The sequence below is a fragment of the Methylobacter sp. S3L5C genome (genome assembly GCF_022788635.1).
Taxonomy (GTDB): domain Bacteria; phylum Pseudomonadota; class Gammaproteobacteria; order Methylococcales; family Methylomonadaceae; genus Methylobacter_C.
In genome coordinates this window covers 551,162-576,804 of sequence record NZ_CP076024.1, presented here as the reverse complement: position 1 = coordinate 576,804, position 25,643 = coordinate 551,162, and the positions used below count along the sequence as shown (strand labels likewise).

Here is a 25,643-nt window from a genome sequence, read left to right as displayed (position 1 = left end):
GGTATTTCCCGTATTAAAGTAACAGACGACGAATATCACTTAAGTATTGCTTGAGGGTAGCCATAAAACGGGCACCCTGCGCACCATCAATGACCCGGTGGTCATAGGTTAAATCAAGCGGCAGCATCAGGCGAGGCAAAAATTCCTTGCCATTCCAGATCGGTTGCATTTTTGCCCGCGTAACACCGAGTATCGCAACTTCCGGTGCATTAACAATGGGGGTAAACGAAGTGCCGCCAATACCGCCAAGACTGGAAATGCTCATGCAACCGCCTTGCATGTCGCCGGGCAACAACTTGCCCAGACGGGCTTTGTCACTTTTTTGGGCTAATTCAAGCGCCAGTTCATTGATGTTTTTGTTGTTAACATTGCGCAATACCGGCACGACTAGGCCGTTAGGGGTATCAACGGCGATGCCGATATTAAAATATTTTTTTAGAATCAAGCTTTCGCCATCGGCCGATAAAGACGCATTGAACTCTGGAAACTGCTGCATGGCGGCAACCAGTGCTTTAATGATAAACATCAAGCCGGTAATTTTTAATTCACCTTTGATTTTTTCGGCGTTCAGTGCAGTACGAAAGGCTTCCATGTCGGTGATATCAACTTCTTCATGGTAGGTTACCATCGGCAAATTAAGCCAGACGCGCGTCAGGTTTTGCCCTGTCAGACGTTTAATCTTGCTGAGTTTCTGGATTTGGGTTTCACCATACGGAGAAAAATCAACGGCAGGCAAGCTGGGAATACCCGATCCGGTGGCTACGATACCTTCAGTAATCACTTTTTTGACGAAGTTTTTGACATCGTCTTTTAAAATGCGTCCCTTACGCCCGCTGCCGGTTTTTATCTTGCTGACATCAACGCCCAGTTCGCGCGCAAAAAGACGTATAGCCGGTGATGCATGCGCTTTTCCAGTGGCAGAATCAATGCTTGCTACAATCTCTACTGACGCTACGGCAGGTGCCGCTTTTACCGGCAGATTGACAGGTTCGGGGGCTTTATCTGCCACAGGTGTATCAACGACTGGAGCGGCTACGGGGGTAGCTGCTTGTTGAGCGGGTTCTGTACTGCTGGCCGCTGCATCGCTTGCCAGTACCGTTGCAATTAACGAGCCTTCTGATACTTTATCGCCAGGCTTAATATAGACTTGCTGTATGGTTCCTGATGCACTGGAAGGCAAATCCATACTGGCTTTATCCGTTTCCAGTGTGGCAACGGTCTGCTCCAGTGCGACGACATCACCTGCCTGAATCAATACTTCAACAACGTCAATTTCAGCAACATTACCTACATCGGGAACTCTAATTTCTATTAATATTGCCATTTCAATATCTTCCTGACAAGGTCGCTATAGGCAATTTACAGCCGGATATAGCTGTAAGGTGCTGGTGTTCAATGAAAACAGTCATAAATGTCCTTTCGTTAAATTAGCCAGGGAGCTTTAACATCCGCCGCTATACCGTATTTAGCGATGGCTACCTCTACTTTGGCAGGATCAAATTGACCCAGATCAGCCAGACTCTTCAGTGCGGCAATGGTGACATGAAAACGATCCACTTCGAAAAACCGTCGTAAGTTTTCACGGGTATCGGAGCGACCAAAACCATCGGTACCCAATACGGTATAAGGCGAGGTAATATACGCCCGAATTTGTTCGGCAAAGGCACGGGTATAGTCAGTTGCGGCAATGACAGGACCCACCGCATTACCCAGGCAATTGGTAACATGCGCTTGTCGGGCAGGCTCGGTTGGATGCAGTCGGTTCCAGCGTTCACAGGATTGGCCATCACGGGCCAATTCGGTAAAGCTTGGGCAGCTCCATAAATCGGCTTCTACGGCCCAGTCATTTTTGAGCAAATCGGCGGCAAATTCAACTTCACGAAAAATGGTTCCAGATCCTAATAACTGGACTCGGGGTGCCTTGTTTTTAGCGCCTGTTCGGAAATTATACATACCTTTGAGTATATCCAGTTCTATCCCTTTGGGCATGGCCGGATGACTATAATTTTCGTTCATTATGGTGATGTAATAGAAAATATCTTCCTGATCAACATACATACGTCGCAAGCCGTCCTGAATGATGACAGCCACTTCATAAGCATAGGTTGGATCATAGGATACACAGTTGGGGACGGTAGCCGCCATCAAGTGACTGTGTCCATCCTCGTGCTGGAGGCCTTCGCCGTTCAGGGTCGTTCTTCCGGCAGTACCACCCATTAAAAAGCCACGGGTACGTTGATCGGCAGCAGCCCAGATTAAATCACCGACACGTTGGAAACCAAACATGGAGTAATAGATAAAAAACGGGATCATAGGTACGTTATGGGTTGAATAGGCCGTGCCTGCAGCAATCCAGTCACACAAACCACCCGCTTCATTGATACCTTCCTGCAACACCTGACCGTGCTTGTCTTCCTTGTAGAACATCAGTTGATCGGCATCTTGCGGGGTATACAATTGGCCGACCTGTGACCAGATACCCAGCTGTCTGAACATGCCTTCCATGCCAAAAGTCCGGGATTCGTCAGGGACAATCGGTACAATGCGTTTGCCAATATTTTTATCTTTAACCAAAATATTGAGTATATTAACAAAGGCCATAGTGGTAGAAATCTCACGGCCTTCACGGGTTGCTTCCAGTAAGGATTTAAAATCACTTAATACCGGCACATCCAACGCATAAGATTTTGATCTTCTGGACGGTAAATGACCGCCCAATTCTGCACGACGCTGCTGCATGTACAACAATTCTTTTGAGTCTTCAGCAAAGGTCAGATAAGGCAGCTTTTGCATTTCTTCATCGGTGACCGGTAAATCATAGCGATCCCGAAAATGGCTCAGCGATATGTCGCTCATCTTTTTTTGTTGATGAGAAATATTCTGGGCTTCTCCGGATGAGCCCATGCCATAACCTTTAATGGTTTTGGCTAAAATAACGGTAGGTTGACCTTTATGATGAACAGCGGCATGAAAAGCCGCATAGGTTTTGGCCGGATCATGACCTCCTCTGTTCAGTTCCCAGATATCACGATCAGACCAGTCGGAAACCATCTCTTTTAATTCCGGCGTATTAAAGAAGTGCTCACGGACATAAGCGCCATCTTTTGCTTTAAAGGTTTGATAGTCGCCATCGGCACACGCCATCATGCGAGCTGTGAGTAAGCCACCTCTGTCACGAGCCAATAATGCATCCCAGCGTTGACCCCAAACCAGTTTAATAACGTTCCAACCGGCACCGCGAAATTCACTTTCCAGTTCTTGAATGATTTTCCCATTACCACGCACAGGGCCATCCAGGCGCTGTAGATTACAGTTAATCACAAAAATGAGATTATCCAGTTTTTCACGCCCGGCCATACCAATAGCGCCCAATGATTCAGGCTCATCGGTTTCACCATCACCCAGAAAACTCCAGACCTTACGTTCCGAAGTATCGGCAAAACCACGATCCTGCAGATAACGCATGAAACGTGCCTGGTAAATGGCCATAATCGGGCCAAGTCCCATCGAAACTGTCGGGAACTGCCAGAAATCCTGCATTAGCCAAGGATGTGGATAAGAAGGCAGGCCATTACCGTCGACTTCCTGGCGGAAGTTATCCATTTGCTCTTTAGTCAGTCTTCCCAGCAAGAAGGCACGTGCATAATCACCTGGTGTTAAATGGCCCTGGGTAAAAATTAAATCGCCGTCATTTTGATCGGAAGCGGCATGCCAAAAATGGTTGTAACCAACATCGTAGAGGGTCGCGGCTGAAGCAAAACTGGCAATATGTCCGCCGACATTGGTATGTTTATTCGCCCGCAATACCATCATCATGGCATTCCAGCGAACATAAGAGCGGATTTTTTGTTCGATAATGGCATCGCCAGGAAACTTGGCTTGCCTGGAAACGGGAATGGTATTGATATAAGCGGTGTTGGCACTAAAAGGGATATCAAATCCTGAGTGCCGCGTTGCAGCAACGAGTTGTTCAATCAGAAAATGCGCACGTTCACTGCCATCTTGTTCCAATACTGATTGCAGGGCTTCAACCCACTCTTTGGTTTCGGTCGGATCAATGTCATTCTGACCGGTAATCTCTGGAATTAAACTGTTGTTCATGAGTGATCCTGTTGGGACGCGTTGTGCATGGCTTAAAGAATTATTTTACTATGAAATTTAATTTGGTCATTTTGACCCGGTTTGCAATATCAGCCGAGAAAATATCAGTATCAATGCAGTCTGAATGACTTGGTAACGGTACATAGTATATACAATTGAAGGTGCGCAATACACCCGTTTTAGTAAGTGATGTGACGGATTGTCCATGAAAGGTATCAAAAACACGAAATAAAAGCGGATTGATAAGCCATTTTAACTAATCCCAAAAGCTGGTTATTTCGGCAGGCAATTTGGAGTCCACAATCTTGGATGCTACGGTTTATGCGTTCTGAAGCTCGATTAGGTGCTTGTTTTTGAGGCGTATTGACTTGTTTATCTAGGTATAACAGTCGGCTTTACTTTATATAAAGAGGTAATTCCAGGTCAAGAACTTGGGAACACGCTAAAAAGCTGTAAAATAGGCGTTTTATTTTTCATTTCCCTATACATCATGCGTACTAGTCAATTCCCTCTAAATACCGTAAAAGAAACACCTGCTGACGCCGAAATAACCAGTCATCAACTGATGATACGCGCAGGGCTTATTCGCAAACTGGCTGCCGGTCTTTATACCTGGCTCCCGTTGGGATTGCGTGTACTACGTAAAGTAGAAAAAATTACGCGGGATGAAATGGAAAAAGTAGGCGCATTGGAAGTGTTAATGCCGGCCTTGCAACCGGCTGAACTTTGGCAGGAAACCAAGCGCTGGGAGCAATATGGCCCCGAGCTGGCACGGTTGAAAGATCGTCATGATCGTGAGTTTTGCTTAGGGCCAACGCATGAAGAAATTATTACCGATCTGGCGCGTAATGAATTAAAAAGCTATAAACAATTGCCCATTACTTATTACCAGATACAGACCAAATTTCGCGATGAAATCCGCCCGCGTTTCGGTGTTATGCGTTCGCGTGAGTTTATTATGAAAGATGCTTATTCCTTTCATCTGGATCAAGAGTCGTTACAACAAACTTATGAGGTCATGTATCAGGCTTATACCAATATTTTTAATCAATTGGGCTTAAAATTTCGCGCTGTTGTTGCCGATTCAGGCTCTATCGGCGGGGCAATTTCGCATGAATTTCATGTGTTGGCAGATTCCGGTGAAGATGCCATTGCCTTCTCAACCGGGAGTGATTATGCGGCTAACGTTGAAAAGGCTGAAGCGTTGATGCCGGCCGGATCGCGCGCGCCGGCAACTGCTGATAAGCAAGTCATCGATACGCCAAATCAACACAGTATCGAAGAAGTTAGCCAGTTTTTGGCAATTTCTGCGACACAATGCCTTAAAACTTTAATTGTTAAAGGCGAAGATGAGGGCTTGGTGGCTTTGTTATTAAGAGGCGATCATGAGCTGAATAAAATCAAGGCAGAAAAAATAGCGGGCGTTGCTTCGCCGCTGGAATTTGCCAGTGAAGACGATATTCAACGTGCCTGCAACTGCAAACCAGGATCTATAGGTCCACTAGGCTTGACGATACCGGTTATCGCTGATCGTAGCGTCGTGGTTATGTCCGATTTTGTTTGTGGTGCCAATGAAGATGGCAAGCATTTTCAAGGTGTCAATTGGGAACGCGATTTACCGGTTCCTGATTGTGTTGCCGATATTCGCACGGTTGTTGAGGGTGATCCAAGTCCTGATGGTCAGGGCGAAATTACCCTGGCTCGCGGTATTGAAGTCGGCCATATCTTTCAATTGGGCAGTAAATATAGCGAGTCCATGAAAGCTGGCGTCATTAATGAAGGTGGTAAAAACCAAATTATGCTCATGGGCTGTTACGGTATTGGTATTTCTCGCGTGGTTGCTGCTGCCATTGAGCAAAACCATGATGATAAAGGCATTATCTGGCCTGCTAATCTGGCACCTTTTCAAGTTGCGCTTTGCCCCATGAACATGCACAAATCCGAGCGTCTTAAAGTTGCTGCCGAGCAGCTCTATCAAGACTTACGGGTTGCCGGTATCGACGTATTGTTTGACGACAGAAAAGTACGTGCAGGCTTTATGTTTTCGGACATGGAGTTAATCGGTGTTCCGCATTGCGTTATTATTGGTGATCGTGGTCTGGATGCCGGTACGCTTGAATACAAAGGCAGAACAGGGCAGGGCAGTGAAGAAGTCCCATTTGCAAATATCATTGAATTTCTGCAAGCAAAGTTGGTTTAAATCGGGTGTTTTTTTTCGCAGGAAATCGCCTAACGCTTGCGTCTGTAAAAATGTGCTGATTGCTTGAGAGTCAAGTTGAATGATTAAAAAATGCTCTGTCAGGAAACTGGCGGGGCATTTTTTTTGTGTGGCATACTGCTATTCAGTCATAAAAATATATAAGGGATGGGCAAAGCGGGAGCGTGCCGATCAACACAGGATTAGAGCTATAGCTAGATGGGCACGGCGTTGCCTTTTGTCGATCCTACTCATTCTTTTACTTCGCTTGGCAACGACACGGTTGACTTTTACCCAGAACTGATAAGCTTACGGTTAACCCACACAAAAGGTATGATCATGAAAATTCTAATTTTACTGGCCGGCATGCTGTTATTTGCACAGTCAGCAGCCTCGGAAGAACCTTGCTCTGATTTGCTGAATTATAAAATGAGCAAGTTAAGATCAAGTGAACAGCTTGATTTTTGCCAGGCATTTAAAGGTAAGGTGATTTTGGCTGTCAATACTGCCAGTAATTGCGGTTACACGCCACAATTTAAAGGTCTGGAAGCGTTGTATCAAAAATATAAAGACCAAGGTCTGGTTGTGGTCGGTTTCCCCTCTAATGAATTTAACCAAGAATTTGATGAGCCAGAAAAAACCGCCAAAGTCTGTTATATCAATTATGGAGTGACTTTTCATATGTTGGAAAAAAGCGCAGTCAAGGGAGCAGAGGCTAATGCTTTTTTTAAAAAGCTTATTCAAACTACCGGTCAAGCGCCAGAATGGAATTTTTATAAATATTTGATTAGTCGGGATGGTACAAGCGTTACGGCGTTTGCCAGTAATGTCACTCCCGAACAGCTGGATTCTAAAATTAACTCACTGCTAATGGCGAAATAGTTGCTGAACCTTGGTTTATTCTCGGACAGTCTCCTAGATATAAGGATTGAATGATCATGCGTAATGTCGGGCTTTATTGGTTTGGTAATGATTTACGGATCCACGATAATGGTGCACTGTTAAAGGCGGCAGCCGAGGTGGATTATTTACTCTGTGTTTATTGCCTGGATCCGCAGTGGTTGTCGCCGAATCAATATGGTTTGGCAATGATGTCAGCTAATCGTTGGCGTTTTTTAAAAGCTTCGCTGCTGGATCTCGATAAGCAATTACATAAACTTGGCCAGCATCTTGTGGTGTGTTATCAATCACCCGTAAAAGCCATTACAGCGCTGGTTGGTGAGCATGGCATTTCGTCGCTTTATCGCAGTCGCCAAACCGGTTTTTATGAAAATCAACTAATGCTGGCCTTACAAAAGCAGTTGCCATCATTGCAGTTGGTCGAGTCGGACACGCATAGTTTATATTCCCTGGAGCAACTACCTTTTGCTTTGGATAAATTACCTGATACGTTTACCCAATTTAGACAGGCAGTTGAACAAGTACCCGTTGAAAAGCCGTTGCCTGTGCCCGATTTTCTGCCATCTAGTCCTGCAGCATTAACTGATTGGTTAGTAGATTTTCCTGACTGTTTAAAATTTACTCCTGACGCTGATCAGGAAATAGTTTTTAATGGTGGTGAAACAGCCGGTTTACAGCAGTTAACCGATTATTTTGCCAAGGGCTCTGCTAGTCGTTATAAAGAGCTTCGCAATGAACTGGATGGCTGGGATAATTCAACCAAATTTTCGCCCTGGCTGGCTAACGGCAATCTCTCTGCCCGGCAAATTTGCCACTATTTAAATGATTTCGAACAAAAAGTTGGTGCTAATGAATCGACGTATTGGATATTTTTTGAATTATTATGGCGCGAATATTTTCAATGGTATGCCCATCGCCATGGCAAATACTTGTTTGTTTTTCAGGGTATCAAACAGCAAAAACCCTTAACCAGTTTTTACCCCGAACGGTTTCAGAAGTGGTGTCTGGGTAATACGCCGTATCCTTTGGTAAACGCTGCCATGAAACAACTCAATACCACCGGCTTTATGTCCAATCGTGCCCGGCAAATTGTCGCCAGTTGTCTGGTCAATGAGTTGGCAGTCGATTGGCGTTATGGCGCCGCTTATTTTGAGCAGCAATTGCTGGATTATGATGTCGCCAGCAACTGGGGTAACTGGCAATATCTGGCTGGCGTTGGTGCCGATCCCCGGGGTAAGCGGCATTTTAATCTGGACAAGCAAACCAGGCAATACGATCAGGAAGGAAGCTTTATTAACAAGTGGCAGGGGCGAAGTCCAAATTTACCATTGGATTCTGTCGATGCTGCTGATTGGCCGCTTATCACTCCTTAAATCTATAAAGCCGGTTTTTGCAAATGTTGTGTTATTAATCGAAACCGGCTTTGAATAGTGTCGTTTTTTATGTACTCCATCTTAAGCATTTTTAATGCTTGAGTTCGGAGAAGTCAGCTATAACTTAATACTACTGCCGTAAAAACAAAACTACAAATCAAAGTGTTGGAGGAGCGGTTGGTGAGATGGCAAAACAGGCACGTAGCTGGCTACGTAGTTATTTTGATAATGTAGCGAATGAATAAAAAGATCAGCAAGCAAGGAGTGTTACTTTTAATAACAAAAAACGCTACTTCGGTCGGTTATTTACTGCGTTATTTATGCTCTACCAAGTATAAATTAGCCTATATTTCAGATTGAGACTTGACAAAAAATTCTCATCATAGACACTAGAACTGTTTTCATAACCTAGAGTAAACTTTCTTTGAACGATATGTCCCTTAGTATGCTGTTTGGCATACTTGTCCTTATGCTTATTCTTTCCGCTTTTTTTTCGGGTTCAGAAACGTCTTTAATGACGATAAACCGTTACCGGTTAAGACATCTGGTTAAACTCAGACATGCTGGTGCAATAAAGACACAAAAGCTGTTAAAAAGACCGGATCGCTTGTTAGGCCTGATTTTGTTATGTAATAATTTTGTTAATAATTTCGCCTCTTCAATTGCCACGGTCATTGCCATTAAGCTTTATGCTGATGAAGAATCGATTGTAGCGATTGCCGCCGCCATTTTAACCATTGTCATGCTTATTTTCTCAGAGGTGACGCCGAAGACTATTGCGGCAATGAAGCCGGAATTATTGGCATTCCCGGCGGCCTGGATTTATACGCCGTTACTGAAAATACTTTATCCTATCGTTTGGATTGTTAATTTATTGGTCAGCTTGTTACTGCGGTTGGTTGGCGTTGATGTTAATAAAAATCGGCATGACTCACTGAATAAAGAAGAATTAAAAAGCATTATTACTGAAGCTGAAAGTTTAATGCCGGTGCGCTATCAAAAAATGCTATTGGGCATACTGGAACTTGAGTCAGCGACAGTTGAAGATATTATGACTCCCCGTAATGAAATTGTCGGTATTAATCTGGAAGATTCCATTGAAGACATCATTACACAAATCAAAAGCAGTCCGCATACGCAGTTAGCGGTATATAAAAAAAGCATTGATCGGGTAGTGGGTTTTTTACATTTAAGAAAGGTTTTGTTGCTGGTTAATCAGGATGATTTTGACAAGCAAGCTATTATAAATTTACTGACAAAACCTTCATTTATTCCTGAAAGTACGCCCGTGCATGCACAAATGCTCAGGTTTAAAAGCGAGAAAATCCGCATAGGTCTGGCTGTTGATGAATATGGTGATGTTCAGGGATTGGTTACCCTGGATGATTTGCTACAAGAAATAGTAGGAGAATTGATCACCGACGATGTGACGGCCAGAAAGCAAAGTGACGGTAGTTATCTGGTCGATGCCACTATTACGGTTAGAGAATTAAACCGTGTTATGCAATGGACGTTACCAACGGAAGGGCCAAAGACACTTAACGGGCTTATCCTTGAGTTTATGGAAACAATTCCTGAATCAGGAACCAGTATCAAGCTGCATGGGCACCCTTTGGAAATAATAAAACGTGATGATCATTCCGTGAAGTTGGTTAAGTTTGTGCCGAGAAAAAAAGCTGTTTAAATACGGGGGGGGGGTATTTTAATTGTTCGGCCTGCAATTTAATGGAGTACAAGGCAGTTTTATTATCCTGGCACTCCATGATTACCAATAACCGGCTGTTTTCTTTAAAATAATTTATCCCACATAGCATCCACTTTTTTGATCACTTCCGGTGACATTGCAATCGTTGTACCCCATTCCCGATTGGTTTCTCCCGGCCATTTATTAGTCGCATCAAAGCCCACTTTAGAGCCCAAACCTGAAACCGGTGAAGCAAAGTCAAGGTAATCAATCGGGGTGTTTTCCAGTATGGTTAAATCTCTGGCAGGATCCATACGGGTAGTCATCGCCCAGATCACATCTTGCCAGTTACGGACATCGATATCGTCATCGACGACGATGACAAACTTGGTGTACATAAATTGTCGCAAATATGACCAAGTACCCAGCATAATGCGTTTGGCGTGGCCTGGATACTGCTTTTTCATGCTGATAACCGCCATACGGTAAGAGCAGCCTTCCGGAGGCAGGTAAAAATCGATAATTTCCGGAAATTGTTTTTGTAAGATAGGTATAAATACCTCGTTTAAAGCAAGCCCCAGAATTGCAGGTTCATCCGGTGGCTTGCCGGTATAGGTGCTGTGATAGATGGGTGCCTGACGCTGGGTGATTCTTTCGATAGTGAATACCGGAAAGTCAGCGACTTCGTTGTAATAACCGGTGTGGTCGCCATAAGGCCCTTCTGCGGCAAATTCATCAGGGTAAATAAATCCTTCCAGAACAATTTCAGCACTGGCTGGTACTCGTAAATCATTAAGCAGCGATTTGGCAACTTCTGTTTTACTGCCGCGCAATAAACCGGCAAATGCGTATTCAGACAGCGAGTCTGGTACCGGTGTGACGGCGGCAAGTATGGTTGCAGGATCTGCACCTAAGGCTACCGAAACAGGGAAAGGCTGGCCGGGATAGGCCGCCTGGAATTCTTTAAAATCCAGCGCCCCGCCCCGATGTGCCAGCCAACGCATGATGACTTTGTTTTTTGCAATGACTTGCATGCGATAAATGCCCAAATTTTGCCGGTCTTTATGGGGACCTTTGGTAATCACTAGCGGCCAGGTAATTAACGGTGCCGCATCTTCGGGCCAGCAAGTCTGAATGGGATAATCGCCGAGATCAATTTCATCGCCTTCTCGAATCAGTTCTTGGCAAGGCGGTGATGAAACCAGTTTGGGGGCCATATTCAGTACTTGCTTGAATACCGGAAACTTCTCCCATGCGTCTTTCAGGCCTTTAGGTGGTTCTGGTTCTTTTAAGTAAGCCAGTAACTGGCCAATGCCGCGCAGTTCGGTGACTGATTCCGCACCCATACCCATGGCAACGCGGCGTGGCGTACCAAATAGGTTGGCCAGTACCGGGATGTTGTGACCGATTGGATTTTCAAACAACAAGGCGGGGCCGGCTTGCTTTAAAGTGCGGTCACAAATTTCTGTCATTTCCAGATAGGGATCAACAGGAATGATAACCCGTTTTAGTTCACCTTGTTTTTCCAACTGTTTAATAAAGTCACGCAGATCGCGGTATTTCATGCAGCGATGCCGTTATGTCTGAGTAAGGCATCAATAGTTGGTTTGCGGCCCCGAAATTTGATAAACAAGTCCATCGCATTCTCGGTACCGCCTTGTTCAAGAATATTACGCAAAAAAGCTTTACCGGTTTCCTGGTCAAAAATACCTTTTTCTTCAAATAAGGAAAAAGCATCGCTGGATAAGACTTCTGCCCATTTATAGCTGTAATAACCGGCACCATAGCCACCGGCAAAAATATGTGAAAAACTGTGGGCAAAACGGTTAAATTTGGGTGGTTTAATAACAGCAATCTGGTCTCTGACTTGCTCCAGAATTTCATAGATGCGGCCGCCTTTTTCAGGGTCGTAATCTCGATGAATTCTAAAATCAAACAAGCTGAACTCAAGTTGTCTAACCATAATCATGCCGGCCTGAAAGTTTTTTGCCGCCAGCATTTTATTAAACAAGGTGTCAGGTAGCGTTTCGCCGGTTTGATAATGGCCTGAAATTAGTCCTTGCGCAGCTTGTTCCCAGCACCAGTTTTCCATAAATTGACTGGGTAATTCAACGGCATCCCATTCAACACCGTTAATGCCTGAGACGCCCAGGTGATCAACCTTGGTTAGCATGTGGTGTAAGCCGTGACCAAATTCATGAAATAAGGTAATAACATCGTCATGCGTAAGCAAGGCCGGGGTATCGCTGGTTGGCGGCGTGAAGTTGCAAGTCAGGAAGGCGACCGGGGTTTGAGTGGTATCACCGGTTTTTTTACGACCGACGCAATCATCCATCCAGGCACCGCCTCGTTTTTTGGCGCGGGCATAAAGATCAACATAAAACCGGCCGCGAAGTTCATCGGTATCGTCATGTATCTGGAAAAAACGCACATCGGGATGCCAACTGTCAAAATCATCAATTTCGGTTATATTTAAGTCGTACAGCTTTTCTACGACAGCAAATAATCCGAGCAAAACCCTGGTGATGGGAAAGAACGCTTTAACTTCTTCTTGTGAAAGCTGGTAAAAATGCTGACGCATTTTCTCCGAATAATAACCTATGTCCCAGGATTGAAGGTCGTTAATGCCGTATTCCTGCTCGGCAAATTCACGTAACTCCGCCAGATCTTTACGTGCAGGTCGCCAGGATTTATCCGCCAAATCTTCCAGGAAATTCATGACCTCATCAGGCTTGTTGGCCATTTTGGTAGCAAGAGACAGTTCGGCGTAATTTTTAAAACCCAACAACTGGGCTTTTTCATGACGTAGTGCCAGGATTTGCTCCATGAGTGGACTGTTATCCCATTTTCCGGCCTGTGGGCCTTGGTCTGAAGCGCGAGTCGAGTATGCTTGGTAATGTTCATGGCGTAATTCCCGATTATCGGCGTAAGTCATAACCGCTTGATAGGAGGGAAATTGCAGGGTTATCAGCCAGCCTTCTTCATTCTGGCTTGCCGCCGATTGCTTAGCCTGAGCCATAGCGGAATCAGGCAATCCCGCCAAATCCAGTTCATTTCTTATAACTTTACTCCAGGCATTGGTCGAATCCAGCAGGTTTTCTTCGTAGTTGCTGGCAAGACGTGATAATTCCTGGCTGATGTCCTTGTAACGTTGCTTTTTTTCGCTATCCAGATCGACGCCTGATAATTTAAAATCTCTTAACGCATTGTGGATGATTTTTTGTTGGGCACTATCAAGCGTTGCAAACTCATCACTTTCAGCAATAATTTGATAAGCTTTAAATAGTTGTTCATTTTGCCCTATTTCAGTGGAGTAGGCACTGAGTTTGGGCAGGCAGGCGTTATACGCCTCACGAAGCTCATCAGTATTGACGACAGAATTCATGTGGCTAACGGGAGACCAGGCTTTATTAAGTCGGTCTTCAGCATTTTCCAGTGGTTCAACCAGATTTTTCCATGTGTACTGTGTCGTTGCTTGTAGCTGTTGTTTTACAGTTGCACGGGCTTCATCCAGTAATTGGGTGATGGCGGGTTCAATATGTTCGGGTTTTATTTGGGAAAATAAGGGTAGGGTGGGATTGGTCAATAAAGGGTTAGTCATGGTATTGATTATTTTTTATGGCTGCGTTGAGTTATTTTACAACACAAACCAAAGCTTTTGTGGTGTTGTCAAATAAACCACGGATCTTGCTATAGTCAAGAGCTACTTTTTTTGAGGATCAAAGAACAACGCTGTTTTTGATAGATGATCGTACCAACTGCGTTGATCCTTATCCATAAGAATCCATAGGAAGCCGAGTCCAAAAAAGCTCCATGAGACGATGGCCGTAGCAAATCGTAATAAAGCTTGATACCAGTTGATGGTTTTTTGATCGAACGTGAGGACTTTTATTTTCCAGGCACGCAAGCCTAATGTCTGGCCGCCATGGGTCCAAAACCAGCCATAAAAAAAGAAGCTGATGACCAATAAATAAATACGGTAGATTAATAGTTGTTGGACACTAACGGCTTCGCCGGTAGTAAATGGCAGTAATAGAGCCGTTGCGAGGAACAAAAGTGCAATCAGCAGAAAAAGATCGTAAATTAGCGCTGCCAAGCGCCGTAAAAAGCCAGGTGCAGAGGCTGGGCTCTGACCTGGTTTTAAAATTGTTTTCTTTTTTGAGGACAATTAAACTTTAAATAAAGCGAGTTTCTGACCAAAATATAGACACATCGCCATTAGTGTCCCCAGCATTAAAAGTGAAAACAAGAAGGGCGGCCGATGGAACAGAAGAATGCCAAAATCTGTTACAAAAAGGCTGGTTAATAGTGGATGGTCAATGAAGCCATTAAAAATCTTTTTGAACATAACAATCCCGTTAATTACGCAAATGTTTAAAAAATGGTTGCCTGATCTTTTTATCTGTTTAAATGTACAAGGTATGCTTGTAAAAATCAGTGCAATGATTTTACTATATTCAAAAGGGTATTGTAAAAAAAAGAAGATTGATTGTGGGATAGAATGTATCAAATGATATGATTGCGATAAATAAAAAACAAACCGGGTTAAAGGCCATTTTAAATTTCTTCAAAAAATTGATTAAGTCAGCCAGAAATGAAGCTGAACCAGTCGCGACGAAAGTCAGAGTATATCAACGCTCGGAACATAATGTTTCGCGTGCCCAGATTAGTGAAAACGCGCTGAAGGTTTTATACAAGCTGCAAAAGGAAGGCTTCGATGCCTACCTGGTCGGTGGTTGCGTCCGTGATTTATTGTTGGGTCGTGAACCGAAGGATTTTGATGTTGCAACCAATGCGGATCCTGAGCAGGTTAGAAAAGTATTTCGTAATTGTCGGTTAATTGGTCGCAGGTTTCGCCTGGCACATGTCTATTTTGGCAGGGAGGTCATTGAAGTTGCGACTTTTCGAGGCGCAGGGGAAGAGCAAAGCGACAAACAGGTGCTTAATAAAGAAGGGCGTTTGTTGCGTGATAATGTCTACGGAACTATTGAAGAAGATGTTTGGCGTCGGGATTTTACGGTTAATGCGCTTTACTACAATATAAAAGATTTTTCGGTAGTAGATTATGTCGGCGGCATGGCTGATCATAAAGCGGCAACGCTAAGGCTTATTGGAGATCCTGAAACACGTTTTCGTGAAGATCCGGTGCGCATGTTAAGGGCCGTGCGTTTTGCCGTTAAGCTGAGTTTCAACTTACATCCTGATTGTGAAAAAGCCATGCATAAGGCGGCAGAACTATTGTCGAGCATACCGTCTGCCCGGTTGTATGATGAGGCGCTCAAATTATTCTTGTCCGGTTACGCACTGCAAACGTTCGAAATGTTAAGGCATTACGGGCTGTTTCAAGTGTTGTTTCCGGCGACAGAAAACTGTTTGTCTGAGGAGGAAAATGGTTTTCCACGATTGCTGTTGATTAAAGCGCTTGAAAATTCCGATAACAGAATAGTCGATGGTAAAACAGTTACGGCTTATTTTTTGTTTGCCGCTTTCTTGTGGGAGCCCGTTCAGTTGCGGGCTAAAGAAAAAATGGCGCATGGTCTGGTTGAATTCATGGCCTACCAGGAAGCCGCCAATGACGTTATTGCGATGCAGGTTAAAAGTACTGCTTTACCGCGCCATATTACCATGGCTATGCGCGAAGTCTGGAGTTTGCAGCCAAAGTTTAATGCCCGGGTAGGATCTAAACCGAGTCGGTTAATTACCCATCCTCGTTTTAGGGCGGGTTATGATTTTCTGCTGTTGCGTGCAGAGACTGGTGGAGTTGATCCTGAATTAGTACAGTGGTGGGGTAAATATCAGAGTGCCAATGATAACGAACAAAGAAAAATGACCCAACCTCCGCGCAAAGCATCCGGTGGTAAATCATCCCGAAGAAGAAATCCCCGGAGCAATGGTAAAGAAAGTAATGCAGGGAAAGAGGTTTAGGTTGTAAGGCGAAATTTATTATTTTTTGCTCTTTGCTTTGTAACGCTTGCTTATTGGATTAACTATGAAAGATTCACCAGTAACTCCGGTTATTGCTTATATCGGTTTGGGTAGTAACCTTGCCGAACCTGTTGCACAAATTATCTCAGCCCGAACCGCAATAGTTTCAATAGCCGGCTTACAAGAATTGGCGTTTTCCAGTCTGTATCATAGCTTACCTATGGGGCCGCAGGATCAACCTGACTATGTCAATGCGGTTATGTGTGTAGCAACAGAGTTATTACCGATGGATTTTTTGCATTGTTTGCAAAATATCGAAAACGATCAGGGTCGGGTAAGAATAGGTGAGCGATGGGGAGCAAGAACCCTGGATTTGGATGTCTTGATTTATGGCGATCAAATTATTGATTTACCGGACTTGGTCGTCCCTCATAAAGGCGTGGATGAACGATCTTTTGTTTTGTATCCGCTGTTTGAAATTGCTCCACAACTGGTTATACCCGGTAAGGGCATTATTGCCGATCTTATTGCCAAGTGTCCATTGTCTGGATTAAGGCGGATGAATTGATATGAACCAATATGTTTACGATTCTAAAGTAAAGCCCTTGACGGTTAATGATCTGCTTGCCATGAAACAGCGAGGTGAAAAAATAAGCTGTTTAACGGCTTACGATGCCGGTTTTAGTACCTTAATCGACAAAGTGGGTGTCGATATGATGTTGGTGGGTGATTCGTTGGGTATGGTTATCCAGGGGCATGAGACAACGCTTTCTGTCACTATTAGGGATATGGTTTATCATACCCGCTGTGTTAGCACTGCCAGGCATCGTGCGTTTATTATTGCTGATTTACCGTTCATGAGTTATGCCACGCCTCTTATTGCGGCTAAAAATGCGGCCAAATTAATACAGCTTGGTGGTGCGCAAATGGTTAAACTGGAAGGTGCCCGGATTGAAATTGTTCGATTTTTAGTTGACCAGGGTATTCCTGTGTGTGGACATTTGGGTTTGTTACCTCAGTTGATTAATCAATTGGGCAGCTATAAAGTCCAGGGCAAAGAGCCCGCTGATGCCGCAAAAATTATTGCCGATGCCCATCAATTACAGCAAGCAGGTGCCGGATTGTTGGTATTGGAATGTGTGCCTGCGGATCTTGCCAGGGAAATAAGCATTCAGCTTGATATTCCTGTTATTGGTATAGGCGCCGGCGTTGCTTGCGACGGTCAGGTTTTGGTACTTTACGACATGCTCAATATCGGCAGCGGCAAGCGTCCGCGTTTTTCCAGAAATTTCATGGGTGACGCCGGGAGTATTGAGGAGGCTATCAATGCTTATCATCAGGCGGTCAAGCAGTCACGATTTCCAACCGCTGAACATAGCTTCTAAGGCCAATGCAAATAGTTAATACCGTATCCGAATTACGTGAGGCGGTTAAAATATGGCGCTTAGCTGGTGAAAGCGTGGCTTTTGTTCCAACGATGGGTAATTTGCACGCTGGACATCTCCAACTGGTTAGTGCGGCCAAAAAAAATGCCGACCGCGTCGTCGTTAGTATCTTTGTTAATCCGACTCAATTTGGAGTAGGGGAAGATTTTGAGACTTATCCTCGTACTGAACGTGAAGACCGGTCAAAGCTGGAAACTGTTGGCACAGACTTGTTGTTTCAACCCGCTGTTACCGATATTTACGCGCCCGATGCCAAAACAACCGTCACAGTAACCGACCTTTCAGGCCTGTATTGTGGCGCATCCAGACCCGGACATTTTAGTGGTGTTGCCACCGTTGTTTGTAAATTATTCAATATAGTCCAACCGGATAGGGCTTTATTTGGTCTCAAAGATTTTCAACAATTGACTATAATTAAAACAATGGCTAGGGATTTGCATATCCCCGTTCAGATAACAGGCATAGATACCGTTAGAGAGCCAAGTGGTTTGGCTATGAGTTCGAGAAACGGTTATTTAACAAATACTGAAAAAAGAATTGCTCCAAGGCTTTATCAGGTTTTATGTGCGGCACGTGATGCTGTTTTAGCGGGTAACAAGACTTATGCAGATATAGAGCAAGAGGCATTGCAGTTTTTACAGCAGGCAGGCTTTCAGACGGATTATTTTTCTGTGTGTCGTAGTAGTGATTTAAAAAAAGCCGCTGCTGAAGATGTTGATTTGGTTTTATTGACGGCAGTAAAGCTGGGTAAGACGCGGTTGATTGATAATATTTGTTTTTCTAGGTAGGTGTTGTTTGAGGGTTGTGTTATCAGGTTCAGGGCTTAAGAAATGCAGTTCTTGTCTTTTGAACCGGGTTATAAAGCAGTTAATGTCAGCTATCTAAAAAGTTGATGGACTGTTGCAATTAATGGATAATGTCCGGTTTCTAAACGTATTTATAGTGTTTTATTATGCAAATTACGATGCTTAAAGCAAAGTTACATCGAGCCACAGTGACTCGTTCAGAGTTGGGTTACGAGGGTTCTTGCGCAATTGACGGCACTATTCTTGACTTGTCCGGTATCAAAGAATACGAGCAGATTCAGATTTACAATGTCAATAACGGTGCACGTTTTACCACGTATGCCATTCGTGCAGAAAACGGTTCCGGGATTTTTTCGGTTAATGGCGCTGCGGCTCGTTTAGCTTGTCCCGGCGACCTGATTATTGTTTGTACTTATATATTATTGGATCAACAAGAATCCGAAAATCATAAGCCTACCTTGGTTTATTTTAACGAAAAAAACGAAGTGTTACGCTCTTCCTCATCGATTCCTGTTCAGGTTGCCTTATTGTAATGACCCATACAGTTCAAGTGTGGGTGATTGAAAATAATTTAGTTATAAAACCTGTATTTACAAATGTTGTAAATTAACTTTTGTTACACCCTTTTCTTCCGGGAGAGGGTGATGGAATGGCGGATTTTTAATCCGAATTAGTCACTGTGAAAGTTAGCGTAAACAGGTTGATAGAGCAGAAAACATTGTTTGCAGTAATTTTTCCCGTTTTTATGATTAGCTGTTGATTTTTTATACAGTGGACGACATTGCATCCACTCCTTGTTGTCTGTATCCTGCGTGTCCATGCAAATAAATTTAATTTCAGTAGGGAACCGTATGCCGGGCTGGGTACAGCAAGGTTACGATGAATATGCCAAGCGCTTGCCGCGTGAATGTGAGCTGGTGCTCAAGGAAATTGTGCCAGGTAAACGCAGTAAAAACAGTGATGTTGCCCGTATTGTAAAAGACGAGGGCGAGCGAATGCTGGCGGCTATTCCACAAGGTACTCATATTGTGACATTGGATATCCCCGGTAAATCTTGGACTACGCCCGAATTGGCACAGGCGATGCAGCGTTGGCTGGAAAGTGGCCAGCATATTACTTTGCTGGTTGGTGGCCCTGAAGGTTTGGCGGATTCTGTCAAACAGTTGGCGCGTGAATCATGGAGTTTATCCAGACTCACGTTTCCGCATCCGCTAGTGCGTATTTTGGTGGCTGAGCAAATTTACCGGGCCTGGAGTATTCTCCATAATCACCCTTATCATCGCTAATGTCCGTCCAGATTATTCTTGCCTCAGCTTCGCCCCGCCGTAAGGAACTGCTTGATCAAATTAAGGTCACTTACCGGGTTTATCCGGTTGACCTTGATGAAACTCCATTGCCTGATGAAACACCGCTGCATTATGTGCAGCGTTTGGCTGCTGAAAAGTCTGCGGTGTGCCAGGCCCAAATCAAAACTGATATACCGGTTTTGGCTGCGGATACAGCGGTTGTTTTGGGGAGCGTAATTATGGGGAAACCTAAAGACAAGGCTGATGCTCTTGCTATGTTGACGCAGTTGTCCGGTAAAACACACCAGGTTTATAGTGCCATTTCTCTGAGAGGCTGTGAGCATAGTCAGGCAGTTAGTATTACCGAGGTGACTTTTCGGCCCTTGACAGGACGGGAAATACTGGCTTACTGGCACAGTGGCGAACCTGTTGATAAGGCCGGTAGCTATGCCATTCAAGGATTAGGCGGCATGTTTGTGGAATCAATAAAAGGCAGTTTTTCAGGCGTGGTCGGTTTACCATTATTTGAAACAGCCGAACTTTTATCTAAACAAGGAATAGAGTTTTTCAAATGAGTGAAGAAATTTTAATCAATGTAACGCCGCCGGAAACCCGTGTTGCAGTCATTGAAAATGGCGTGTTACAAGAGCTCATTATTGAAAGAAGTCGCGAGCGGGGCCTGGTGGGAAATATCTACAAAGGTGAAGTGTGCCGGGTTCTTCCAGGTATGCAGGCTGCTTTTGTTGACATTGGTTTGCCCAAGGCGGCATTTATTCATCTTTCAGATTTGTGTACGAAGGACCTTGAAGAAAAAGGTTCAGACGTTATTGAACACTACTTGCATGAAGGTCAGTCTATTGTTGTGCAGGTGGTTAAAGATCCAATGGGTAGTAAAGGTGCACGTTTAACCACGGAAATATCGATACCCTCGCGTTATCAGGTCTACATGCCCTATGCTAACAATTCAGGTGTTTCCCAGCGTATTGAATGTGAAGCTGAGCGTGGCCGGTTAAGACTTTGTCTTGATACGTTCAGGCAGGAGCATAATTGTGGCGGTTTCATTGCAAGAACAGCGGCAGAATGCGCCAGTGAAACGGTTTTGATTGCCGATATGACATTTTTGCTGAAACTGTGGGAGTCGATTCTTGAAAAGATTGCTACTGCAAAAGCCAAGCAGTTTATTCATAAGGATTTACCGCTGAGTGTCAGAACGTTAAGGGATTTATATAAAGAAGGTATTGATCGGGTTCGCGTTGATTCAAAAGAAACCTATCATCGATTGCTTGAATTTGCAGAAGTTTTTGTACCGGAAATCGTGCCGGTGATCGAACATTATACTGGGGAATGTCCGGTATTTGATATTTACAGTGTCGAGGATGAAATTAAAAAAGCCCTGGATCGTAAAGTTAAGTTGAAGTCGGGTGGGTATTTAATATTCGACCAGACTGAAGCGATGACGACGGTTGATGTTAATACCGGAGGTTATGTGGGTGGGCGTAACCTGGAAGAGACTATTTACAAAACCAACCTTGAAGCAGCTCAAACCATCGCGCGTCAGCTTAGGCTCAGGAATCTGGGTGGGATTATTATTATCGATTTTATCGATATGAAAAGTGAAGATCATAAAAAACAGGTTTTACAGGCATTGGAACGTAATTTGGAAAAAGACCGCGCGAAAACCAAAATTACTGAAGTTTCGGTGCTGGGCTTGGTAGAAATGACCCGCAAGAGAACCCGTGAAAGCCTTGAACATATTCTTTGCGAGCCTTGTAGTGCTTGCGGTGGACGAGGGGTTTTAAAAACGGCTGAATCCATGTGTCTGGAAATATTCAGGGAGATTATTCGGGAAGTTAGGCTGTATAAGGTGCATACCTTGTTGGTTCTGGCGTCCAATGAGGTAGTGGACATGTTGCTTGATGAAGAAGCTGACATGTTGGCCGAGCTGGAAATATTTCTGGGAGTACAGATCAAGTTTAGGGTTGAGGCTGAATATAATCAGGAACAGTATGATGTGGTACTTCTTTAAGATGCCAAATTAAAAATGTTTTTTGTGCCTTTAACCTTGTATCTTTGATCTGCCTCTATGATCCATCACATTAAGCGTGCAACGCGGCATCTTGTTTTTTGGTCTTTGATTGCATTGGCAGTCAGCTTGACTGCAGTACGTTTATTGTTATTTCAGATAGATGATTATAAAGCTGATTTATCGACACGTGTCAGCGAGCTGGTGGGTGTTCCGGTCACGATAGCGCGTTTACGCGCAAATATGCGTGGCTATAGACCTCAACTCGTATTAAAGGATATCAAAATAGCCTCCACTGTTGCCAGTGAGCAGCCGGCGATTCAACTTAAAGAAATACGTTTGGGGATTAATTTACTGGATGTTTTGATTAATCGGGATCGGCTATCATCGACCTGGATTACGCTAGTGGGAGCCAAGCTCACTGTAAAACGCAAACAGGATGGCAGTATTGCCATTGTTGGCTTAAAAGCCAGCGACGAACAGCCGTTGTGGTTGTTACAGGGTAATAAATACGAAATTTTACAAAGTCAGATTAGTTGGCAGGATGAGCTAGGCAAAAATAAACTCGCTATTGTTGGCGAGGTAGATTTTGCAATTATAAATAATGCTCAGCGGCATCAGATAAATATTCTGGTGAAGTTACCCAAAAAATATGGCACTGAATTAAGAGTGTCTATGGATTTGACGGGTAATATTTTTAAACCATTAGTTATTGACGGCACTATTTTTACGGAAGCTAAAAACTTACATCTGGCCGAGTGGCTGACCAGTGATTTGCCCTTTGCCATGAATATTCATTCGGGTACCGGCAATTTTAAGCTATGGAGTAAGTTGGAACAATCGAAACTGGTCTCTCTTACGGGCAAGGTGCATCTGCAACAACTAAAAATACGCAAGCCTGAAGATCAGGAGTTTTTAGTCAAACAGCTCAATACTGAATTGTATTGGCAGCTTAATGGCAGCCAGTGGAATCTGGAGGCACCTGATTTTTTGCTGGAAACGGCAAATAAAAAATGGCCTGCCGCTATACTGGGTATTTCAGGTGATAGTAATAATGGCAATTTACTGCACAAAATAGGCCTGTTTGTTAAGCAAGTAGATACGCAGGAAATATCCAAAATTTTACAGTTTTTTACGCCGTTACCAGATGAGCAGTTTAAAGCATTGACTCAAGTTCAACTGCAAGGGTCGTTGGAGAAGCTTTCTTTATTCGCTGATCTGGATGAAAAACACTACGCCGTTAACGGGGAGTTTATAAACATCAGTCTTCCTCCTTTAGGTGCGATGCCAGGCGTAGAGAATTTGACCGGCCATCTGAAAGGAAGTGACCAATTAGGTCGCGTGAATTTGGCAACTAAAGATGCCCGACTGATAGCGCCTGGATTATTTCGCGAAACATTAACCATTACAAAACTTGAAGGCGCTATCGCATGGCAACAAAACCCCGATAATTGGCTTATTTCGAGCCCAATAATCCATCTGGACGCTCCACATTTAACGACTAAAAGCAGATTGAATTTAACGATTCCAAAAATGGAAGGGCAGAAAACGTTTATGGATCTGCAAATGACATTTGCCAGTGATGATGTCAGTAAAGTCGCTCAATATTTGCCTGTGAGCACGATGGGTAAATCAACTGTTGATTGGCTGGATAACGCTTTTATTAGTGGACGTGTGCCCAAGGGTGGGATGTTGTTTTTCGGCAACTTAAGTGATTTTCCGTTTATTGGCGGACAAGGTATTTTTGAGGCGTTGTTTGGCATTGATCAAATGGAGTTGAAATATAACTCTGAATGGCCGCATTTAACGGATCTTGGCGGCGAAATTTTATTTTTACAGGGTGGTTTACAGGTTGATTTAGCTAAAGGCCTTAGTGACAAGGTAAAAATTAATCAGGCCAGGGTAACGATACCGTCTCTGAATGATAGTGAATATTTACTGGTTAAGGGGTTGCTGGAGACGGATATACTGGAAGGTTTGAGGTTTATGCAAAAGACACCACTTAATTCACCCGTAGATAAGCTGTTAGGTTCTATAGAGCCACAGGGACGTACTCAGGTAACACTGGATTTAAAGCTTCCGTTAACTGATCGCGGCATAGCTAAAGTTAATGGATCTGCCCAGTTGAGTAATGCCAAGCTTAAAGTGAAAGCTCTTGATTTGAGAGTTAACCAGATGAATGGTGTATTAAAATTTAATGAGCTGGGCATTTATAGTGACATTATTAAAGCGACCGCTTTAAATTATCCTGTTCAGATTGCTATTAAAAGCTCGGATGTCCAGACAACCGTTAGTGCAGCCGGTCACGTTGATGTTGGTAGTTTACGGAAACAATTCAAAATACCCGGATGGCAGATAGCTGAAGGAGAAACAGATTATCAGCTAAAGTTACAACTTCCCTACGGCGAAACTTCACCCGATCTGGTTATGCTCTCAGAGTTGTCAGGCATGGCATTGGATTTGCCGGGTGCGTTAGCCAAGACCAGAGAGCAGCAACGATCGTTGGCACTGACGTTTAATTTGGCTGATCAGGCATTATTGCCGATTAACGTAAATTATAATAATCAATTGAAAGCGGCGCTTAAGTTCAATATAAAACAACAGGCTATTGAGTCCGCGAATGTTTTGGTAGGTTCTGGTGATGTTTCTGAAAGCCAGGGATTAGGTATGAAACTGGCAATTAATCGTGAGCGTCTGGACTTGCAAGACTGGCTAGGTCTGGCTTCGTCTCTTGCTTACGGAAAAGAAAACGGAGCCATAACAGGTGCAGTAACTAGTCTTAAAGAAATAAAAATATATAGCGAGCATGGGCTATGGGGGAAAGCCGACTTGGGTTTGTTTGATCTGGTATTAAAGCCTGAAGGTAATTACTGGGTAGGCGATAGCAATAGCGCAATTGCAAAAGGTCAATTTAAAGTTCCTGTTAATCTTAAAGGTGCTGATAGTATTAATTTGGATATGAAAGAATTAGAGCTTTCCGTGTTTAAAAAAATCAAGTCTCAGGAGGGTTCTGCGGCATTCGCACCATCTGTTCCTGATTTTATGCCTTTATTAACGATAACCAGCCAAAAAACGTTGTGGCAGTCCGTTGATCTCGGGCAGTTGAATGTCATAACGGAACGTATACCCAACGGTATCGCTTTCAAGCGTATTGAGTTGACGGGGAATGATCAAAAACTAGTCTTGTCAGGTGACTGGGAAGTTAAGGGTAAGCAATCCGAAACCCATATAGAAGGCAAGCTGAATATGGCCAGAGTTGGACCTCTTCTGTCCAAGCTGGGTATTACCAAAAATTTCAGAGAAACTACTGCCATTGTTGATTTCAACGGTATGTGGAATGCAGCTCCTTATCAATTTTCCTTAACGGATTTACAGGGAAAGATAGATGTTAATTTAAAAGGCGGCCGTATTTTAGGTATAGAGCCTGGATTTGGTCGCGTTTTGGGTATGCTGGCAATGGCCCAATGGATAAAACGTTTGCAACTCGATTTTAGTGATGTGTATGAGGAAGGCCTGGCATTTAACAGTATCCATGGACACTTTGATTTATTAAAGGGTAAAGCCGTGACTGATGACTTGGTTATTGATGCTATTTCTGCAAAAATTACTCTCACAGGAGAGACTGATTTTATCAATAAAAGTCTTGATCAAATTGTCAATGTTGCACCAAAAAGTGCTGATGCTGTCCCTATTGCTGGTACAATTATGGGTAAAGTTACCGATATAATCGGGCGAACTTTGACCGGTAAAGATCAAGACGGTTTTTTCTTTGGTTCACAGTATTTGGTTAAAGGCGACTGGGAGAACGCACAAATTATTCCGCTACATGAAAATGATGGCTTGTTGCAGAAAACATGGAATGGACTCACCAGTTTTCCCTGGCAGGAACCTAACACACCATAA

The 25,643-nt window shown here is 43.8% G+C and carries 20 protein-coding genes; 14 read left to right on the top strand and 6 right to left on the bottom strand.

Annotation, left to right across the window (positions count from 1 at the left end):
- Positions 1 to 13: 13 nt before the first annotated feature.
- Both KKZ03_RS02770 and aceE read right to left on the bottom strand, forming a co-directional pair.
- Positions 14 to 1,324: a 2-oxo acid dehydrogenase subunit E2 gene (locus KKZ03_RS02770; RefSeq protein ID WP_243219897.1), complete on the bottom strand. Its 1,311-nt coding sequence runs from the start codon at positions 1,322 to 1,324 to the stop codon at positions 14 to 16.
- Between the two features lie 98 nt (positions 1,325 to 1,422).
- Positions 1,423 to 4,101: a pyruvate dehydrogenase (acetyl-transferring), homodimeric type gene (gene aceE, locus KKZ03_RS02765; RefSeq protein ID WP_243219896.1), complete on the bottom strand. Its 2,679-nt coding sequence runs from the start codon at positions 4,099 to 4,101 to the stop codon at positions 1,423 to 1,425.
- Between the two features lie 490 nt (positions 4,102 to 4,591).
- On the opposite strand from aceE, the gene KKZ03_RS02760 reads away from it, so the two are divergent.
- The 4 genes from KKZ03_RS02760 to KKZ03_RS02745 all read left to right on the top strand — a co-directional run bounded on the left by KKZ03_RS02760 (position 4,592) and on the right by KKZ03_RS02745 (position 10,255).
- Positions 4,592 to 6,301 (top strand): proline--tRNA ligase, encoded by a 1,710-nt coding sequence (locus tag KKZ03_RS02760; RefSeq protein WP_243219895.1) that lies wholly within the window; start codon positions 4,592 to 4,594, stop codon positions 6,299 to 6,301.
- 336 nt (positions 6,302 to 6,637) lie between these two features.
- Positions 6,638 to 7,180 carry a glutathione peroxidase gene (locus tag KKZ03_RS02755; RefSeq protein WP_243219894.1) on the top strand — a complete coding sequence of 181 codons (543 nt, stop codon included), beginning with the start codon at positions 6,638 to 6,640 and terminating at the stop codon, positions 7,178 to 7,180.
- Positions 7,181 to 7,230: 50 nt separating this feature from the next.
- Positions 7,231 to 8,571 (top strand): DASH family cryptochrome, encoded by a 1,341-nt coding sequence (locus tag KKZ03_RS02750; RefSeq protein WP_243219893.1) that lies wholly within the window; start codon positions 7,231 to 7,233, stop codon positions 8,569 to 8,571.
- Between the two features lie 469 nt (positions 8,572 to 9,040).
- Positions 9,041 to 10,255, top strand: coding sequence for an HlyC/CorC family transporter (locus KKZ03_RS02745; protein WP_371744920.1), 1,215 nt, complete (start codon positions 9,041 to 9,043; stop codon positions 10,253 to 10,255).
- 104 nt (positions 10,256 to 10,359) lie between these two features.
- Here the strand turns inward: KKZ03_RS02745 and ubiD are convergent, their stop codons facing one another.
- The 4 genes from ubiD to KKZ03_RS02725 form a co-directional block, all read right to left on the bottom strand.
- Positions 10,360 to 11,820, bottom strand: a complete 1,461-nt coding sequence (gene ubiD, locus KKZ03_RS02740) for a 4-hydroxy-3-polyprenylbenzoate decarboxylase (protein WP_243219891.1) — start codon at positions 11,818 to 11,820, stop codon at positions 10,360 to 10,362.
- Positions 11,817 to 13,856, bottom strand: a complete 2,040-nt coding sequence (prlC, locus tag KKZ03_RS02735; RefSeq protein ID WP_243219890.1) for an oligopeptidase A — start codon at positions 13,854 to 13,856, stop codon at positions 11,817 to 11,819. Before prlC ends, ubiD begins: the two co-directional genes overlap by 4 nt.
- A 102-nt stretch (positions 13,857 to 13,958) precedes the next feature.
- Positions 13,959 to 14,423, bottom strand: coding sequence for an RDD family protein (locus KKZ03_RS02730; RefSeq protein WP_371744803.1), 465 nt, complete (start codon positions 14,421 to 14,423; stop codon positions 13,959 to 13,961).
- Positions 14,424 to 14,603, bottom strand: coding sequence for a hypothetical protein (locus tag KKZ03_RS02725; RefSeq protein ID WP_243219888.1), 180 nt, complete (start codon positions 14,601 to 14,603; stop codon positions 14,424 to 14,426).
- Here KKZ03_RS02725 and KKZ03_RS02720 point away from each other — a divergent pair.
- From KKZ03_RS02720 to KKZ03_RS02675, 10 genes are all read left to right on the top strand, one after another.
- A complete protein-coding gene (locus KKZ03_RS02720) occupies positions 14,530 to 14,769 on the top strand; it encodes a hypothetical protein (protein WP_243221757.1) in 240 nt (79 codons plus the stop codon). The genes KKZ03_RS02725 and KKZ03_RS02720 overlap by 74 nt on opposite strands.
- Before the next feature lies 1 nt (position 14,770).
- Positions 14,771 to 16,180: a polynucleotide adenylyltransferase PcnB gene (gene pcnB, locus KKZ03_RS02715; RefSeq protein ID WP_243219887.1), complete on the top strand. Its 1,410-nt coding sequence runs from the start codon at positions 14,771 to 14,773 to the stop codon at positions 16,178 to 16,180.
- Between the two features lie 64 nt (positions 16,181 to 16,244).
- Complete coding sequence (gene folK, locus KKZ03_RS02710; RefSeq protein ID WP_243219886.1) at positions 16,245 to 16,748, top strand: 2-amino-4-hydroxy-6-hydroxymethyldihydropteridine diphosphokinase; 504 nt, start codon at positions 16,245 to 16,247, stop codon at positions 16,746 to 16,748.
- Position 16,749: 1 nt separating this feature from the next.
- A complete protein-coding gene (gene panB, locus KKZ03_RS02705) occupies positions 16,750 to 17,565 on the top strand; it encodes a 3-methyl-2-oxobutanoate hydroxymethyltransferase (protein WP_243219885.1) in 816 nt (271 codons plus the stop codon).
- 5 nt (positions 17,566 to 17,570) lie between these two features.
- Positions 17,571 to 18,413 carry a pantoate--beta-alanine ligase gene (panC, locus tag KKZ03_RS02700; RefSeq protein ID WP_243219884.1) on the top strand — a complete coding sequence of 281 codons (843 nt, stop codon included), beginning with the start codon at positions 17,571 to 17,573 and terminating at the stop codon, positions 18,411 to 18,413.
- Positions 18,414 to 18,577: 164 nt separating this feature from the next.
- Entirely contained in the window at positions 18,578 to 18,964 is a 387-nt protein-coding gene (panD, locus tag KKZ03_RS02695) for an aspartate 1-decarboxylase (RefSeq protein ID WP_243219883.1), read from the top strand.
- Between the two features lie 285 nt (positions 18,965 to 19,249).
- On the top strand, positions 19,250 to 19,717 hold the full coding sequence (gene rlmH, locus KKZ03_RS02690) for a 23S rRNA (pseudouridine(1915)-N(3))-methyltransferase RlmH (RefSeq protein WP_243219882.1): 468 nt from the start codon (positions 19,250 to 19,252) through the stop codon (positions 19,715 to 19,717).
- Positions 19,717 to 20,292 carry a nucleoside triphosphate pyrophosphatase gene (locus KKZ03_RS02685; RefSeq protein ID WP_243219881.1) on the top strand — a complete coding sequence of 192 codons (576 nt, stop codon included), beginning with the start codon at positions 19,717 to 19,719 and terminating at the stop codon, positions 20,290 to 20,292. The genes rlmH and KKZ03_RS02685 overlap by 1 nt, the downstream gene beginning before the upstream one ends.
- The gene (gene rng, locus KKZ03_RS02680) at positions 20,289 to 21,743 is read left to right on the top strand and encodes a ribonuclease G (RefSeq protein ID WP_243219880.1); all 1,455 of its coding nucleotides are present in this window, start codon (positions 20,289 to 20,291) and stop codon (positions 21,741 to 21,743) included. The genes KKZ03_RS02685 and rng overlap by 4 nt, the downstream gene beginning before the upstream one ends.
- A gap of 57 nt (positions 21,744 to 21,800) precedes the next feature.
- Positions 21,801 to 25,643, top strand: coding sequence for a YhdP family protein (locus KKZ03_RS02675; RefSeq protein WP_243219879.1), 3,843 nt, complete (start codon positions 21,801 to 21,803; stop codon positions 25,641 to 25,643).